This window comes from Bythopirellula superficialaquae (assembly GCF_059632245.1).
In genome coordinates this window covers 4,764,461-4,781,799 of the sequence record NZ_CP197426.1, presented here as the reverse complement: position 1 = coordinate 4,781,799, position 17,339 = coordinate 4,764,461, and the positions used below count along the sequence as shown (strand labels likewise).

The following is a 17,339-nucleotide window of genomic DNA, read 5'->3' as shown; positions in this document are numbered from 1 at the left end:
CCGCCCCACCGACTTCGCGCCGCCGAACCGAAACCGCACAAATATACGCTGAGTTGCTTGTAGTTGCTTGGCAATCGGCTGAGAATGAAGTTCAGCATGATCTCTCTTCTCCTCAGTATCATAATTTACTTGGCTGCTTCAGTTGTCTTGCTTTGGATAGCTGGAGCCATTTACTTCGATCTTGGTCAGGCCACGATCGCGGGAGGGTGTCTTGCCATTCTATGGTTGCTAGCCGCTGCCGCGATTTTCGTTTTATGGATACCTCCTTGGAAGCCATTCTTACAGTTGCTGCTCGTCGGTAGCGTATTTCTTGGGTGGTGGCTCTCACAGCGACCTTCACAAGACAGGCCGTGGAATCCTAATTTTGCTCTGCTCCCGCGGATCGAGATTTTTGGCGACAAGTTTACGATAGAGAACGTTCGCAACGCCGCCTACGGCACAACGAATTTCATCGCGCCAACTTTTGAAACGCGGGCCTATCGCTTATCGCAGCTTTGCAACGTCGACGTACTGATTGCCAATTGGGGCTCGCCGTGGATGTGCCATCCGATGATTGTCTTTAATTTCGGGCCTGACGGTCGCGTCTGTTTTTCGATCGAAGTGCGCTATCGCGTGGGTCAGACGTACAATTTCATGCGCAGCATTTATCGGCAGCAAGAGCTTATGTGCGTGGTTTGCGACGAACGCGACGCCATCTTGCGACGCACCAAGGATACGCCGGCGCAAGATGTCTATTTGTACCGATTGCAGAGCGACGCTCATCACAGGCGAAGTTTTTTATTGGAGTACACAAACACGATCAACTCCCTGGCAGAGCGGCCTCGCTGGTATCATGGCTTGACGACCAATTGCACGACCAGCATCTACACGCAGAGTCGAGGACGCATACGTTGGTATTGGAAGCTGCTGTTTAACGGCAAGCTCGATCAACTGCTTTACGATCTCGAGTTGCTTGATCAAAGCATGCCATTCCCTCAATTGAAAAAGCAGAGCCGAATCAACGACATTGCCAATCGCGCTCGTGTCGAAGGTTTTGGTGAGACGATTCGACGCGAATTGCCCGGTTATCAACATACTCTGGATTCGGATCATCAGGCCATCGACGCAATAAGGAGTCCGCTGACGTGAGTGAGCAAGACGAAAGAGTCCATCTCCTTAAGCTTCATCCCTGTGCCAGAGGCTTGAACGATGATGAAGTTCAAGACATCGCAGAAGCAGCCGAGGTCATGCATTTTCAGGCAGGCGATTGCGTTCACAAAGCTGGTGATGTCGCGACTTCGGTTTACTTGATCATTCATGGCCGGATCAGATTGGCCTTGCTCGACATTCAAGGCCACGTGCTCATGCAGCGCTACCATGGCTCGGGCGATCAGTTCGGCGGGATGGCCGCCGCGCTGGCCGAGCCGGTCCCTATGGAGTGCTTCGCGGAAGATCCCTCGACGTTACTCAGGTTCGAATACGTCAAGAGCCAGGAATTGGCTAAGAAGTACGATATGTTTCGTATTAATTTCGCGCGTGCGATGGCCGAGACCGTCAAACGCGCACTTTATAACGATCGTCTGCCAAGCCGGCCCCATCTGGTCGCCTTCTTTCATCAAAGCGACGACACGCGGGTCATCACACAAAAATTGTTTCGCCGGCTTGCTGAGTTAGGTGAGGATATATCTATCCTTACGGATCGAACTGAAGCGAAAACGATCGACCGAGTGCGCACCTGCCAAATCGTGGGGGGCGAGCGCGACTTCACTCCCCAGGAAGTTGTCAATTTGGTGGCTCAGTGGTTGGAGAAAGGTCGAGTCTTCGCAGATATTGCCACAGACATTGAAGCTGAACGTGCCGCAAACGCCCTGGACAAATTTGTTTCGATCTACTGGTGTGTGACGCCGCAGAATTGGCAAGCCTCGGTTCAGCGGCTCAAAGAAATTGAGTCGCGTGCGCCGGGCTGGCGCAACAAGATTCGCATCCTGTGGTTGCTTAAGCCTTCCGAAGCTGCACCCCAAGCCAACGAATTGCGAGAACTTGCTGGACGCGACGTCAAAGTTTCGCTTGATGCGCCGCTGCCGCGACACGGCAAGGTTGAGATTAACGGCTTTGAAAGATTGCTCCATCTCGTGCGAGGCATTCAGATTGGCGTGGCGCTCGGTGGAGGTGCTGCTCGCGGGATGGCTCATTTGGGAGTCCTGAAGGCTTTGGAGCAAAACGGCATTGTCGTTGACATGGTTGCCGGCACCAGCGCTGGAGCAATGACGGGAACGTTGTACTCCGCGGGGCTTGATCCTGAATATCTCGTGGATTCATTCGTTCAAGATTTGCGGCCGTCATGGCTTTTCCGTTGCCTGCCACGAGGCGATCAATGGTATTTGCTTTACAAATATCGCATGGGTCGCTTCGATCCGATGTTGCGGAAATACCTCGGAGAAAATCGTCTTGAACAACTGTCACTGCCCATGCACTGTGTGACCGTCGATTTGATCCGTGGCGAGTCGGTTGTCCGCAGTGCTGGCGATGCCGTTCACGGAATCCTTGAGAGTATTAATCTGCCGGTCTTGTCTCAGCCCATCATTCGACCCGGACAAGCTTTAGTCGATGGCGGGCTGATCAACAATATCCCTGCCGATGTGTTAGTCTCGAAAGGTTGCAATTTTGTGATTGCCGTCAGCGTGACCGCGAAGATGGAAACCGAGTTTGCCCGCAACCGGCCTGATACGCCCCTCGGCAAGATGCGATCCGCTTCAGTGATTCAAACCGTATTACGTAGCTTTCTTGTGCAAAGCTCGAGTGTGAATGCCATTGGCGTGGCGCCAGCGGATTTCGTCATCGAGCCAGACGTCACGGGATTTGAACTGACGGAATTCACGCGTACGGACGAATTAGCAGCCATAGGCGAAGATACGACTTTGCAAGCTCTGCCGCAAATCAAGCAACTCCTATATCGCCTTGATGGGGCGCTCTTTCCGTCGGCTGCTACGTGATCTGTTGAACCAGGCACGGCGCTAGCTAGTAGCTATCTCCCCACCGGCTTCGCTCCACCGAAGTTCCAGGTGAGGTACGAACCGACCCAGTAGCTTTCGACGGACGCGATCGTGCTGGCGAATTGGTCGGAATTTTCGAACATGCCACCGGCGAATATGTCGAAGTCGATCCCCGGCAAAACGTCGGACACGCCCACGCCGCCGGTGAGGAAGTGCTGGCTGATCGCGGCGAACTGGCCTTGAATATAACGCAAGCCGGGAACGCCATCTGGCACGGGTATGCCACCAATTGAAGTGAGAGCTGCATCGCGCATCGGATTGGTGTTGTAGGAATATCCGCAGCGGAGTTTCAATTTACTGTTCACCTCATATTGGCTGCCGAATTGATAGACCCATTGATTCTTGTATAGCGCCTTCAAGAAGTCGGCCTCGCCGTACTGCTTGTAGACCACGTCCATCGCCAACAGCAACCGTCCATCCATGAGGCTCTTGTCGGCGAAACCGATGCCGACGTTCTCGGGGTGATCGAACTTCAGGTTGTAAGCCACACCGTTAAATACAGCTGCATCATCGAAATTGAAGTGCTTCTTCGATTGCCAGTAGATACCGACGTTGGTCAGATCGTAAAGTTTGTATTGCGCGCCGAGCGTTCCACGAATCCCATAGGCGGGAACCATGCCCCCCGTGTCGGTGAAGGGGCCATCGATATAAGATGTTCCCAACGTAAAGGTTGTCCCCGCGGAAAGCTGGTCCGTGATTGGCATGGCGAGCGCCGCATCGAGATCGAGCGCCACGTACTGGGCCGACGTGCCGTTGGATTCAGGCACGCCGCGGAAATCGACGCCCGCACCGGCATTGGAAATCAGGGCGAGGCCAAACACGGCGGGCAAGCCGTTCAGAGACAACTCTTGCGCGACGCCGATATTGCCCACGGCCGAGCCGGGGGTACCTGATTTCGCCCGATAGGGATCGACACCGATGAGCGGCAGCGGATCGAGTTGATCGATGTTGTAAGTCGCCTCGGCCCACGCACCACCAAACGTGAAGTGAGTGCCGGTGAAATCTGCTAGCGCGCCCGGATTGGCATTGATGGCTGAGAGAAAATCTTGTGGCATCGCAATGCTGGTGCCAGCCATGCCACCCGACGCTGGCATCAGCGTGTTTTGCAGCTCAACGCCGTAAGACTGAGCGTGTGACTGGCTATTAGCGAGACACACAATTCCCGCCAACAGCACGAGCGCAAACGCCGACCGACCCATCAAATGGCTTGTCATCCCTTTTCCCTCCCCTGGCAGCCCTCATGGTTTGCGGTTTGCACTCCACTGGCTGCCTTTCGTTCATTGTCGGCTGGACGATTTACGGCCCTAGACTATCACTTTCGCTAGCTGCTACAGCTTAACGCGATTCATGCTGGCAGTGCTGGCAGCAATGGCAACGGCGTATTGACACTAAGTACCCCCGCTTCCTATAAACCCCGCCTCATTCCCGCTTTGACTGACGCGACTTATCGCACCCTTTCCGCAGGGCGACCTATGGCACGAATACTTAATTATTTTTGGCTTGCGCAACTTTTGGCTTGTGTCATAACAAGTAACGCGCTCGCTCAATTCACCGCGCCTCAAAACATGTCCTACGGCAGTCAGCAAGTTCTGCAAGTCGCGCCGGATGGTGCCGTGCATTTGGACGGTCCTTACTCCGCGTATTCGAATCCTACTTACACGGTTCCTACCAATACGATGATGGCCCAACCCATGATGGGTCAACCGATGGTCGCGCAGCCGATGGTGGCACAACCCGCTTCGACGACCGCTTCGGGCCAATTCGCAGACTGGCTTTACAATGAACCGGTGCCGCCGCAGTATCTGCATCGCAGCGGTATGTTCGGCGAACTCCTGTACATGAGGGCTCGCAACGCGGAAGTGGCTTATGCATTGCCCATCGATGGCCCCGTCGCGCCCGTGTTGGGCAACGAAATTCCTATCGGTCCCACAGCCATTGTTGACTTTGAATACAAACCCAATTTTCGCGTTGGCGGAGCGTTTGCTTTTAACGAAGAAGCGAGCATCGCTGCTCAATACACGTATTTTCGTAGCAGTACCGATAGTGCGGTGAGCATCGATCCCGCCGTGGGTGTGTTGCGATCTTTGGTGACTCATCCCCTTGGAGCCAATGCCGCCACTGATGCTACCGATGCTAACGCCACCGCTTCGATTGACTACAATTTGGTCGATGCCGACTTTCGTGGTTTGGTAATGGGCTGCGAATCGTGCGAAGGCAAATGCGCGAGCGTCGTGAATTATCTCATCGGCGGACGGTGGGCCACAATGGAGCAAGACTTTGGCGCGAATTTCGTGGCACTGGGCACAACCTCGGTGAACACCAATGTCGATTTCAACGGCGGTGGTATTCGCCTGGGACTCGAAGGGGAACAGCATTCCACCAGCACCGGTTTGTTTGCCTACGGTCGTGGCATCGCGAACCTGATGGTGGGTGAGTTCGACGCGACCTATACGCAGGCGAACACATTTGCCGGCACGCAAGTTTTTAGCGACTGGTCCGCTGGCCGCGTCGTCCCGGTCTTCGACGTCGAAGTCGGCGTCGGCTGGGTCGGTCCTCGCCGTCGTATGAAATACCAAGTTGGTTATATCGTCAGCACCTGGTTCAACGCGGTCACCACCCAGGACTTCATTCAGGCGGTGCAGACCAGCGATTATTCCAGCCAAAGTGACACGATCACCTTCGACGGTCTCACGGCTCGCGCGACCTTTGAATTCTAATTCGCCGCGTGCTGGCACTCGAAAAGCGGATTTCTTCGCTCTTTCTCGCGGATTTCCTCCGCGCCAACTGCTTGCCACCAGCAAACGACCCCTCTAGGATGGCGGTTCGGTAGCCGGCTTTTGCTGCCGAATTTTCGCGCCATTGGCCGGCCCCGCTTGCTACTTGATTTGCTTCCTTGATGTGGGACCGTGAGATGCTGCGCTGGAAATCTCTCATCGCTAGCCGCCTGACCAAAGGAGTTCGCCGCCAAGGCCGTGTCGCACAGGGTCGTGCTGTACAGGGTCCGCGCCGCCTCGCTGCCGAACTGCTCGAAGATCGGCGGGTGCTAGCAGCTGTGACCGTAGGTAACGCCCTAGATGTCGTGAATGGCGATACGTCGTCGATCACCGCGTTGATTGGCAATGCGGGAGGCGATGGAATTTCGCTCCGCGAAGCCATCCTCGCGGCGAACGCCACGCCGGGCGCCGACAATATTGGCTTCATCCCTGGGCTGACTGGTCAAACGATCGAACTCACAACCGGCACCGAGTTGGCGATCACCGAAGCCCTGACGATCGATGCTTCGGCACTCGCGGTGAACCCAATTGTCGATGCCAATCAGCTGTCGAGAATTTTCAACATCACTGCCTTGAGCGGCGATTTCACATTCAGCGGGCTCACGCTCACGGGCGGTCGCACGACCGGTAATAACGCCGGAATAGAGACCACCTACAGTGGCGGGGCCATTCGGTCGGCTGCCACCACGGGAACTCTGACGATTACTGACACAACGATCACCGGTAACAGCACACTTGGCAATGGTGCCGATGGCGGTGGTATTCAATCGGCAGGTGTTTTGTCGATCAGCAATTCGACGATTAGCAACAACACCACGGCAGGAACGGCAAGTAGTGGGGGAGGGATCTCGGCCTTCAATCTGACATTGAACAACTCAACCGTATCCGGGAATAGCACTGCTGGCCAAGATTCGTTAGGCGGTGGAATTTACGCACTCAATGCCTCGGTTTTTAACTCGACTGTAAGTGGAAACCAAACTCAAGGCACCGATTCCGTGGGTGGAGGCATCTCCGCCGAAAGTGTTATCCTCAACAGTTCGACCATTAGCGGAAACAGCACGACCGGGACAGGTGCCCATGGTGCTGGCGTTTTTACACAAGAGGGGATTAACGCTTTTCACAGCACGATTGCCAACAACCAGTCACAGAACGGCATGGGGGGCGGCTTGTATGCCTCCACGAATGTTGTTTTGTCGCACACGATTATTGCTGGCAACACAGCGACTGGTGGTAATGCGGATCTCAAAGCCGTCGGCACAACCACGATCAGTTACAGTCTCGTCGGCAGTACAGCGGGGACCGGGATCACCAACGTCTCAGGCACGGGCAATCTGCTCGACATGAGCGCCGTGCTGGGTCCACTGGCCAATAACGGCGGCGCGACGTTCACTCACGCTCTGCTCTCTGGCAGTCCCGCCATCGACACAGGAGATCCTACGGCCGTCGCTGGTGTGGGCTCTATACCCAATTTCGATCAACGCGGCAACGGTTTTGCGCGCGTTTTGGATGGCGATAACAGCGGCTCGGCCCGTATCGACATGGGTGCGTTTGAAGCCCCCGTGGGGACAGCGACAGCGAAAAACATCACGCTGGATAGCTCGCTGAATTTGGTGATTGCAGATCAAGTCGTTGGTGGTACTAATAACGACTTCGAACTTGCAATCGACGGCGCGAATCTCGTCGTGCGTGATTCCAGCCAATTGCTCACGACCGACGTCGCCGGTTCTTCCGGCAACGGCACGAACGAAGTCCGTATTCCGATTGCGGCCATCGCCGGCAATGGGATCATCGTCAATGGGCTTGCCGGCAACGACACGCTCACAGTCGTGTCGGCGGTCACTGCCGCGGGGCTTTCCGTCAGTTTCGACGGCGGTGCCGGAAGCGATGCGCTCGCTGTGGTGGGGGCCGGCACGGAAACCGCCGTTTACACTCCCAACGCAACTACACCGGGAAATGGAGTCGTAACCGTTGGCGGTCAAGCCATTACGTTCACCAGTCTCGCCCCCGTCGACATTAGCGGTATGGCCAACGCGACGCTGAATTTGCCAAGTGCGGACGACGTGCTCACGATTCAAGAAGGAGTCGATTTCGCTTCCGGCGGAACCAACCCCGCGTTGCGTGTGTCGGGCACGAGCGGCGGCGTCGCCATCGAAGCCGTGGCATTTTGGAATAACACCAATCTTGTGATCGACACCACCGTTGGCACTGACGGCAACGACACGATCACCGTGACATCGGCAGCCAATGCGCATCTCAATCAGAATTTCACCATTCAAACCGGCACGGGCACCGACGTCGTGGCCGTGAATGGCAACATCACGACGGCAAACTCCGCTGCCATTCTCAGTGAGAATATTTCGCTGGGAGCGACAATCACGGCTCCTACATCGGTGACGCTCGATGCCGGTGGTGGCGCGATCACCGATTCCTCGGCCAATACGACGAGCAAGATTGAAACCGCCACATTGAGCTTATTAGCCTCCACGGGTATCGGCACAAGTACCGCCGCGATTGAAACCACCACCCCACAACTTAGCGTGACCAACGCCACGAGCGGTGCGGTGAATATCGTCAACACGGGTGCGTTGACGCTCAATCAACTCACTGCCGGCGGCAGTGCCACGATCACGGCTTCAAGCCCGCTTACGATCAATGGCAACGTCACGGTCGGCGGCGACAGCACGTTCACCGCCACCGATTCCGCGGCGGCGGGTGATGATCTCACGATTGCAACTGGCGTGACAATTGACGCCAACGGCAATAATTTAAATTTCAACGCGGGCGATAGTTTCATCTTCGCGGCGGGGGCCACGATCACCAATGCCGGCAACGTCGTGGCGAATGCCGACATCGCCGATGCCGATGCCCCCGACGTGGGAGCGATGATTAGCATCCTGGGAACAATCACCGCGACTCAGCTTACGGTCAACGGTGGTGACGACGAAGACACATTCATTGTTGCCCCCAGTGTCGACACTCCCATGCAGATCAATGGTGGCGCCCCCTCAAACGCCCCCGGTGATCGCCTGATCCTGCAACTCTCCGGCATCGCCGACGCGATTGTCCCTTCGGTTCCTCCCACCAACGGCACGATCACTTTCACCGCCAGCCGTAAGACCATTGCCTTCAACAGCATTGAAGCGCTGCTCGCCGGGACGTTAGTCGTCGACAACTTAGAAGATGAGGATGACGGCAATTTTGCAGTCGGCGATTTTTCACTCCGTGAAGCGATCAATTTTGCCAACGGCAACTCAGGAACCGACACGATTGTGTTTGCGGCGGCCCTTGATGGCCAAACGATCCCGCTCACGTTGGGCGAACTCTCGATCACGGACGATCTGACCATCGACGCCAGCGGGCTGGCCAGTGGCATCACGATTGATGGGGCCGGCAATGGCGATTCACGCCTCTTGAACATCGAAAATCTCGCTGCCGACCTGACAGTCACAATCAATGGCCTGACGCTTACCGGCGCGAATTTTACTGGCAACGGCGGAGCGATTTTCAGTTCCGAAACACTCACCGTCCGCAATACGGAGATTGTAGACAACACGGCCGCTCAAGGGGGTGGGCTTTATGTCACGGGGCCCACAACATTCGTGAATTCGACCTTGGCTGATAATACCGTCACGGATAGCGGCGGTGGAATTGCGAGCGACACCGCGCTCGACGTGGCAGTCGTCATTATTAATTCCACGATCTCGGGCAACACGGCGGTGAACGTTGGCGGTGGTGTCTTTAATTTCGAGGGACTCACGCAAATTCTGTTTAGCACAATCACGAACAACACGGCTCCCGCGGGTGGCGGCAGCGGCGTCTTTTCCTTCGGCGATGCCGGCACCAGCACCGAAGTTCACTCGACCATCATCGCCGGCAACGTCAACAGCGACGTCGACACCGCCGCACCGAACACCTTTGTCTCGCAGGGTTACAACTTGATTGACTCGGGCAACGCCCTGGCGGAATTCACCGAACCGGGCGATCAAACTCTGGCTGACCCCATGTTGTTTGAACTCGCCGAGAATGGTGGACCGACGCGGACCCACTTGGCACGCCCCGGCAGCCCCGCGATTGATCTGGGCGATCCCACTGACTTTGCCGGAATCGATGGCGTCCCCGAGTTCGATCAACGCGGCTTGCCGTTTACGCGCGTGCGGGATGGCGACGGCAACGCGGTGTCGCGAATCGACATTGGTGCCACCGAAGCCGAGAATCAACTTAATGGCCCGCAGGTGACTGGCATTTCGGTGAGCGACAACACCAACAGCACTGACGTGTTCGCACCCATTGGCCCCACGGTCACAGCTCGGACGCTGACGATTCGGTTTCGCGATGTGCCACCACGCTCGAATGCCGGCGACGCCCCCGCACTTGATTTCGCCTTCGCCGCGAACCCCGCGTTGTATTCTCTCGTGGGCGATGCGACCGGCATCGTGCCGATTACTTCCGTGCAAGTGATTCCCGATCCAATCGTCGTGGGCCAACCCGCGACGGCCAGCGTTGTGTTGACGTTTGCTCGCCCGCTCGCGGATGATCGCTATACGTTGACGGTCTCCGACCAGCTTCGCGATACCGAAGGGAATCGTCTCGACGGCGAATCCAATGCCTCGCAGCCTGTGAACCCAACGTTCCCCAGCGGCGACGGCGTCCCCGGCGGGAATTTCGTCGCGCGGTTCACGATCGATTCCATGCCCGAGTTCGGCATCTACGCCGGTGGGCAAGTTTTCATCGATGGCAATGGCAACTTCGTATTCGACCCCAACACGACCGATCCCACAAACCGCGATTTGGCCTTCTTATTGGGATTCTCAACCGACGGCATCTTCGCGGGCAACTTTTCGCCCGTGGGTTCAGCCACGACCGATGGCTTCGATAAGTTGGCCGTCTATGGCCGTTCGGGCAGTCAATGGCGTTGGCAAATCGACGTCGATAACGATGGCATTCCCGATATCGTGCAAATTGAACCTTTAGGTATTAACGGCATTCCCGTCGCGGGCAATTTCGACGGCGACGCCGCCAACGGCGATGAAGTCGGCGTCTTCACGGGCACGACGTGGTATTTCGATACCGATCACGATTATCTGCTCAATGCCGATTCCGCGGTGACGATCCCCAACATGACCGGCTATCCGGTCGTCGGCGATTTCAACGGCGATGGGCTCGACGATCTAGCGACTTACAGTCCAGCCAATGGAGCGAACCGCTTCTCGATCGCGCTGGCCACCGCGGCCAACACTTGGTCAACGACATTACTGTCCGCGCGTGTTGGCACGCCCGACAATCCTTCAGGTTTTGCCGGGGTCCGCGAGCGGCCCGTCGCGGGAGACATGAACGGCGACGGCATCGACGACCTCGGCTTGTATCTCCCCGACGGCGCGATTCTCGCGCCGGGTCAGCAGGGACAATGGTATTTCCTCATGTCGGCGGACGACCCCAACACAATCGCCGTCGAAGGGACGATCGCCGACCGCTTCACCGCGGGGAACGGCTTTGTCTCGTTCAATACGTCCCCCTTCGGCAACGATCTGTTCGCCCAATTCGGCAACAGCTATTCCCTGCCGTTGGTTGGGAATTTCGATCCGCCGGTCGTCGTGAGTGCCGCGGCAGCGCCCACGCCGACAACGACACCGACTCCGGTTAGTGCTGCTGTTGCGTCAACATTTGTCATCCCTTCGAAAACGACTTCGGCTCCAAACACCAGTGCGAACAAAGCCGAGGAGAGCACTCCCAGCGATTCAACGCCGATCGTTGTGAACATCCCCACGAAGGTTCCAGCAACCGTCGTGGAAACAACGCTCGCCGTTCCCGCGACTCCGCCGACCGAACGCTTCACGAAACTTTTGGCTCGCCGCGCTCAGACAACTGTTGTCGCTGAAATCATCGAGCCCGTGATCGAAGCATCGGTGGTCGTTCCCGTGGCTGAGGTTGTAACTCCTTCCGCACAACAACCCCTCACCGCGCCGCCGTCCCGATTCAATCGGCTGACGCAACGTCAAAATGCTTGGGCGGAAGCAACGCCGGTTGTGCCGCCTGTGGTTGAAGTGGTTGAAGAACCAGTCGCTCCCGCCATTGTCGAGGCCGTTACCGAGATCGTTGCCACCGAGCCGGTTTCGACACCACAGATCTTCGTACCGCTCGCGCCAGCAATCGTCGAAGAAGTCGCCCCCTCTGCTGTCGAAGCACCAGTCGAAGTTGTCGTTGAAGTCACGCCAGTTGTGATTGAAACGCTTGAACCAGAACCAACATTCAGCGAAATCCCCGAAGCCGTCGTTTCAGAATCCATTCCCGAGGCCAGCAAACCAGAGACAACAGTCGATTCAATTGTCGTTGAGGTCAGCACACCGCCGGTGGTAGAAGTTGAAACTCCAGCTCCTCGCTTTTCACGACTCGTCAATCGTTGGGGAAGAACTGGCGTGAGTTCAACGCCATCTGTGCCTGCTGTGACTAAACCAGTTGCAGTTGATGTCGCAGCTTCACCGCAAAGCGTGGTGGTCACTGCGACCGCGGCAATCCTGCCATCCAAACAAGTCGGCATTCAGTCCATTCCAGCACTTGCTCAGCCATCGGTTACGTCTTCATTTACTTCTATCGAAATTGAACTCGTCGCTGCATCGGTTCCCGAATCTGTGCCATCCACTGCGGAACTGCAATCCGTCCCCGTGTTTGCTTTTTCATTTGTCCGTGAAGCAGAAGTGGTGACTTCGATCGTCGCGGAGGATCCCGTGGCGACGACCACCTTCGAACTTGCGATCCAAGACGCCGCCTTTACGTCTTACACACCTCAGGCCGAGGAAGTCGCCACGACGCTCGCGCGACCCTTTGCCGAGACGCATGTTGATGCCGCAGACGAATCAATGGCCGAGCTACAAATTGCCTGGCAGTTTTGAAATGGCGTGATTCCGGCGATTGTTCTTCGCTAGCAGCACTTCTCTTGACCCCGCTTGCCAGGCTAAGCCATATTGACGGCTTGGAATCATGGCTGTTTTACACTCCTGGCGGGCCGCGAACTCTTCGGCGGCGGTCAAAGGAAGCCCGAATGGAATCGTGGGCGCGCTCTTCACGTGGTTGGCAAGCATTGTTGGCGTGCGTGGCTGCGCTCGCCGTGACATGCTTGGCGGCCTGGGCCGAAGACCAGCCCGCCCCCCTGCCACAACATTTTCACGATCTGCCCCAGGAACCCAGCTCGCGTCCGCCGGTGACGGGCCTCGCCGCCCAGTCGGCCGACGAAGCGCATGGTAAGAGTCACGGCTGCCTTGTCTGTCACGAAAACGCCACCGACATGCATCGCCAGGAAACGGTGAAGCTTGGCTGCGTGGATTGTCATGGCGGAAATCCCGACGCCACCACGCTCGTCGAGGCTCACGTTCATCCCCGCTTTCCAGGTGCGTGGCGGACGTCGGCCAACCCCGTTCGTTCCTACACTCTGCTCAATCACGAATCGCCCGAGTTCATTCGCTTCGTGAATCCCGGTGACTTGCGCGTGGCCGATCAGGCTTGCGGCGAATGCCATTCGCAGGAAGTGCTGGCCGTCAAGAAAAGCATGATGACGCACGGCTGCATGCTGTGGGGAGCCGCGCTTTACAACAACGGTTCTGTGCCGTTCAAAATCGCTCGCTACGGCGAAAGCTACGCAAAGCACGGCACTCCGCAGCGTATTCAAGACGTGCCCCAACCGAGCATAGATGAGATCGTGCATAAAGGCCGCGTGCCGTATTTAGACCCGCTCCCCCGCTTTGAAGTCAGCCAACCTGGCAACTTGCTGCGTATTTTTGAGCGAGGCGGGCGCTTTCAACCCGAAGTGGGTGTGCCCGAACTCAATGAAGAACCAGGCCGCCCTCGCCAACGCTTGAGCACGCGCGGTCTGGGCACCCAGAATCGCACCGATCCCGTGTTGATCGGCTTGCAAAAGACGCGGCTGTTGGATCCCACGCTAAATTTCCTAGGCACCAACGATCACCCCGGCGATTATCGTTCGAGCGGCTGCACGGCGTGTCACGTGGTCTATGCCAACGATCGCTCGCCGATTCACTCAGGGCCATATCACGTCTTTGGCAACGAAGGGAAGAGTCACAGCCCCGATCCCACGATTCCGCACGACGAGTCGGGCCATCCGATCGTTCATAAGTTCGCCGCGGCGCCCCCCACGAGCCAGTGCATCGTCTGCCATGTTCATCCCGGCACGAACGTGCTCAACAGTTATTTGGGCTTCATGTGGTGGGATAATGAAACTGACGGCGAGCTGATGTATCCCCGCGAGCAGCGTGAGATCACCGCCGAGCAGTTAGTCGCGTCGCAGATGTCGAATCCCGATGAGACGGCCGCGCGGGGGTTATGGTCCGATCCCGAATTCTTGAAGAACGTCGTCGATCTCAATCCCTATCTCAAGCACAGCCAATTCGCCGATTTCCACGGCCATGGCTGGGTGTTCCGCGCGGTTTACAAACGCGACCGCAAAGGGCACATGCTCGACTATCGGGGCGACAAACTGCTCGATGTTTCCACCGAGCAACTCATGGCAGCGATGGAACCGCCATCTCAAGAAGAACGTGAGCTCGGCAAGCACCGCGAAGGCACTCCTGTTCATTACATGGATATCCATCTCGAAAAAGGAATGCACTGCGTCGATTGCCATTTCGAACAAGATGTTCACGGCGATACAAAACTCTACGGCGAAGTCCGCGCGGCGTGCGAAATCCAGTGCATCGATTGCCACGGCACGGTCACCGCGCTCGCGACGCTCAAAACGTCCGGCCCCGCCGCGGCGGGTGAAGGAACCGACCTGTCGCAAAAACGCACGCCCTTCGGCAAGCGGCTCTTCGAAAAGCGTGGCGACAAGCTGATACAAAATTCGCTCGTCGATAAAAATTTGAGTTGGGAAGTGATGCAGGTAAAGCACACGATCACTCCCGGCCACCGACATTACAATGAGAAATCGGCTTTGTCGAAAACGGTTCGCTTCGACGACAAGGACAACTTGGTTTGGGGGGACGTTCCCAACGGGGACGAATCCAAATGCGCCCATGCCAACGACAATATGAGTTGCATCGCCTGCCATTCCGCTTGGAACACGAGTTGCTTCGGCTGCCATCTACCGCAGAAGGCCAACATGAAGATGCCCAGCCTGCACAATGAAGGGGACGTTTCGCGGAATTACGTTTCCTACAATTTTCAAACCTTACGTGACGACGTGTACATGCTCGCCCGCGATGGCACGGCCACGGGCAATCGCATCGGGCCCTGCCGCAGCGCCTGCGCGATTCATGTCACGAGCTACAACGACAAGCGCGAATCGATCTACACGCAGCAGCAAACCATTTCAGGTGATGGGCTCAGCGGCATCGCATTCAGCACCAACGTGCCGCACACGGTTCGAGGCGGGCCGCCGCATTTGGATACACTCCGCGATTCCGAAATTCATCGCCACTTGCCGAGCGAAACCAAGATGTGCACCGACTGCCATTTGTCGGTCGCCAACGACAACAATGCTTGGATGGCGACCCTGACGATGCAGGGTTCCAACTTCGTGAATTTCATCGGGCGATTCTGTTGGGTCGCGACCGGCGAGCATGGCTTCGAGGCGGTGGAAGTCACCGAACGCGACGAGCCGCAAGCCGTGATCGGTAGCACGCTGCACAAGCTGGCCTATCCCGATCATTTCTACAAACATTTGGAACACGACCAAGAACTGCAAATCGCTCACGAGCATCCAGGCCGCGACATTGGCCAGCAGTTGATTCGTCCGCTGGAGAAGCCGGCGATTCGCAGTTTGCTCGCACGCGGCGAATATATCTACGCCGCCTGCGGCACGGGGGGCTTGCGGGTGTTTGATATCGCCTTCATCGACGACAAAGGCTTTTCCGAACGAATCACCTCCGCCCCTGTTTCGCCGATGGGGCAGCAGCTATATGTAAAAACGGAATGCGCACTCGCCGTCGCCGCTCCGACGACGTTGGCTCCCGATCCCACGCGGGTGCAGCACGTCGAAAATCAAGAACCGTCGATTCCCGCGATCTATGGCTACCTGTACGTTGCCGACAAATACGAGGGGCTCATCACCGTTCCCGTGGCGACATTGCTCGATGGCAATCCCACGAACAATTTCCTGGATCGTGAAGTCACCTTCAACCCGGACGGCGTTCTCAACGGCGCGCGGGCGATCACCATCGTCGGCAACTACGCCTACATTTGCAGTAATGCCGGCTTGGTTGTCGTTGACCTCACAGATCCCAAGCATCCGTGCGTGACATCGGTGGTCGACGAATTCCTGCACCAACCGGTGGCCGTCCAAGCGCAGTTCCGCTACGCCTTCGTGGGCGATCATCAAGGGCTCAAAGTGCTCGATATCACCGATCTCGCGCATCCCGTGCCGGTGACTTCGCTCGATATCGAAGACGTACACAACCTGTATATCGCGCGAACATATGCCTATGTCGCCGGCGGAATTCAAGGGTTGGTTATTGTCGACGTGGAGAATCCTGAAGCGCCATTTGTCGATCAGACCTACAATGCCGATGGCGCGATCTGCGATCTCCACGATGTAAAGCTCGGAATCACCAACGCCAGCGCATTCGCTTATCTGGCCGACGGCAAGAACGGCATGCACGTCGTCCAACTCACTTCGGCCGACACTCCCGGCACGGCGGGATTCAGTCCACACCCAACCCCCTGCTTGATTGCCACCCGCAAACTCGCCAAAGGGGAAGCCTTGGCCATCTCCAAAGGACTCGACCGCGATCGCGCCGTCGACGAGTCGGGGAATCAAATCGCCGTGTTCGGCCGAGTCGGTGCGCGGCCACTCAATTTCACCGAGCAACAGGGGCTCTACTTACGCAACGGCGAAATCTGGCGCGTGAGTGACGACCCTGAGTTCTACAAACAGGGACCGCTCAAAGGATTTGCCGGGCCAGAATTTGACCGGTAAAAAATGGTGGACGCTGATAATCCCTAATTTACACTAATAATAAGTATTAATTAGTGTTGATTAGTGCCGATTAGTGTTCCTGTTTTCTTTGATGAGGTTCGTTATGCTTGAAAACGAAGGCTATCAGTTCATGGCGGCGGCATTTGAGGTTTACAATGTGCTCGGCTATGGAATGGCTGAGGAGATTTATCAGCAAAGCTTAGAAATCGAACTGTCTTTGCGATCAATTCCTTTCCTCTCGAAATTTGCCCTGCAAGCATTCTACAAAGAACATCTCCTAGACACGCACTACCATCCGGATCTCTTTGTTTACGACGGCATAGTCGTCGAAGTGAAGGCCGTTTTAACTTTGACAAGCGACCACGAAGCACAACTCTTCAACTACATGCGCATTAGCCGTAAGCAGGTGGGTTATCTCATTAACTTCGGCAAGAAGGGCGAACTTGAATGGAAAAGAATAATTCTTTCCGATATACATACGAGGAACGCTAATAATCACTAATTTACGCTAATAATTTGAATTCATTTGTTGGAGTTCTTTACCGATTACTCGTCTCGATATTTCAATGCCCTGGCCTCCCCTTTTATTTGATTAGCGAAGATCAGCGTTTA

7 protein-coding genes are annotated in these 17,339 nt (G+C 56.4%); 6 read left to right on the top strand and 1 reads right to left on the bottom strand.

Translation table 11 applies throughout. The annotated features are described in order from the left end of the window. Window positions 1-96: 96 nt before the first annotated feature. A complete protein-coding gene (locus SH678x_RS19710; RefSeq protein WP_496920168.1) occupies window positions 97-1,128 on the top strand; it encodes a lipoprotein N-acyltransferase Lnb domain-containing protein in 1,032 nt (343 codons plus the stop codon). After that, a complete protein-coding gene (locus SH678x_RS19705; protein ID WP_496920167.1) occupies window positions 1,125-2,972 on the top strand; it encodes a patatin-like phospholipase family protein in 1,848 nt (615 codons plus the stop codon). Before SH678x_RS19710 ends, SH678x_RS19705 begins: the two co-directional genes overlap by 4 nt. A gap of 32 nt (window positions 2,973-3,004) precedes the next feature. On the opposite strand, the gene SH678x_RS19700 is transcribed toward SH678x_RS19705, so the two are convergent. Beyond that, window positions 3,005-4,246, bottom strand: a complete 1,242-nt coding sequence (locus SH678x_RS19700) for an OmpP1/FadL family transporter (RefSeq protein WP_496920166.1) — start codon at window positions 4,244-4,246, stop codon at window positions 3,005-3,007. 258 nt (window positions 4,247-4,504) lie between these two features. On the opposite strand from SH678x_RS19700, the gene SH678x_RS19695 reads away from it, so the two are divergent. The 4 genes from SH678x_RS19695 to SH678x_RS19680 all read left to right on the top strand — a co-directional run bounded on the left by SH678x_RS19695 (window position 4,505) and on the right by SH678x_RS19680 (window position 17,229). Continuing rightward, window positions 4,505-5,749, top strand: coding sequence for an Lpg1974 family pore-forming outer membrane protein (locus SH678x_RS19695; RefSeq protein WP_496920165.1), 1,245 nt, complete (start codon window positions 4,505-4,507; stop codon window positions 5,747-5,749). Window positions 5,750-5,943: 194 nt separating this feature from the next. Beyond that, window positions 5,944-12,693 carry a beta strand repeat-containing protein gene (locus tag SH678x_RS19690; protein WP_496920164.1) on the top strand — a complete coding sequence of 2,250 codons (6,750 nt, stop codon included), beginning with the start codon at window positions 5,944-5,946 and terminating at the stop codon, window positions 12,691-12,693. A 149-nt stretch (window positions 12,694-12,842) separates the two neighbouring features. Then, window positions 12,843-16,727: a hypothetical protein gene (locus SH678x_RS19685; protein ID WP_496920163.1), complete on the top strand. Its 3,885-nt coding sequence runs from the start codon at window positions 12,843-12,845 to the stop codon at window positions 16,725-16,727. A gap of 103 nt (window positions 16,728-16,830) precedes the next feature. Continuing rightward, window positions 16,831-17,229, top strand: a complete 399-nt coding sequence (locus SH678x_RS19680; RefSeq protein ID WP_496920162.1) for a GxxExxY protein — start codon at window positions 16,831-16,833, stop codon at window positions 17,227-17,229. Window positions 17,230-17,339: the final 110 nt, after the last annotated feature.

Bases quoted from the DNA above. Each gene is read 5' to 3' on its own strand.
- SH678x_RS19710 (WP_496920168.1), top strand. From the start codon at position 97: ATGATCTCTCTTCTCCTCAGTATCATAATTTACTTGGCTGCTTCAGTT.
- SH678x_RS19700 (WP_496920166.1), bottom strand. From the start codon at position 4,246: ATGACAAGCCATTTGATGGGTCGGTCGGCGTTTGCGCTCGTGCTGTTG.
- SH678x_RS19695 (WP_496920165.1), top strand. From the start codon at position 4,505: ATGGCACGAATACTTAATTATTTTTGGCTTGCGCAACTTTTGGCTTGT.
- SH678x_RS19690 (WP_496920164.1), top strand. From the start codon at position 5,944: ATGCTGCGCTGGAAATCTCTCATCGCTAGCCGCCTGACCAAAGGAGTT.
- SH678x_RS19685 (WP_496920163.1), top strand. From the start codon at position 12,843: ATGGAATCGTGGGCGCGCTCTTCACGTGGTTGGCAAGCATTGTTGGCG.
- SH678x_RS19680 (WP_496920162.1), top strand. From the start codon at position 16,831: ATGCTTGAAAACGAAGGCTATCAGTTCATGGCGGCGGCATTTGAGGTT.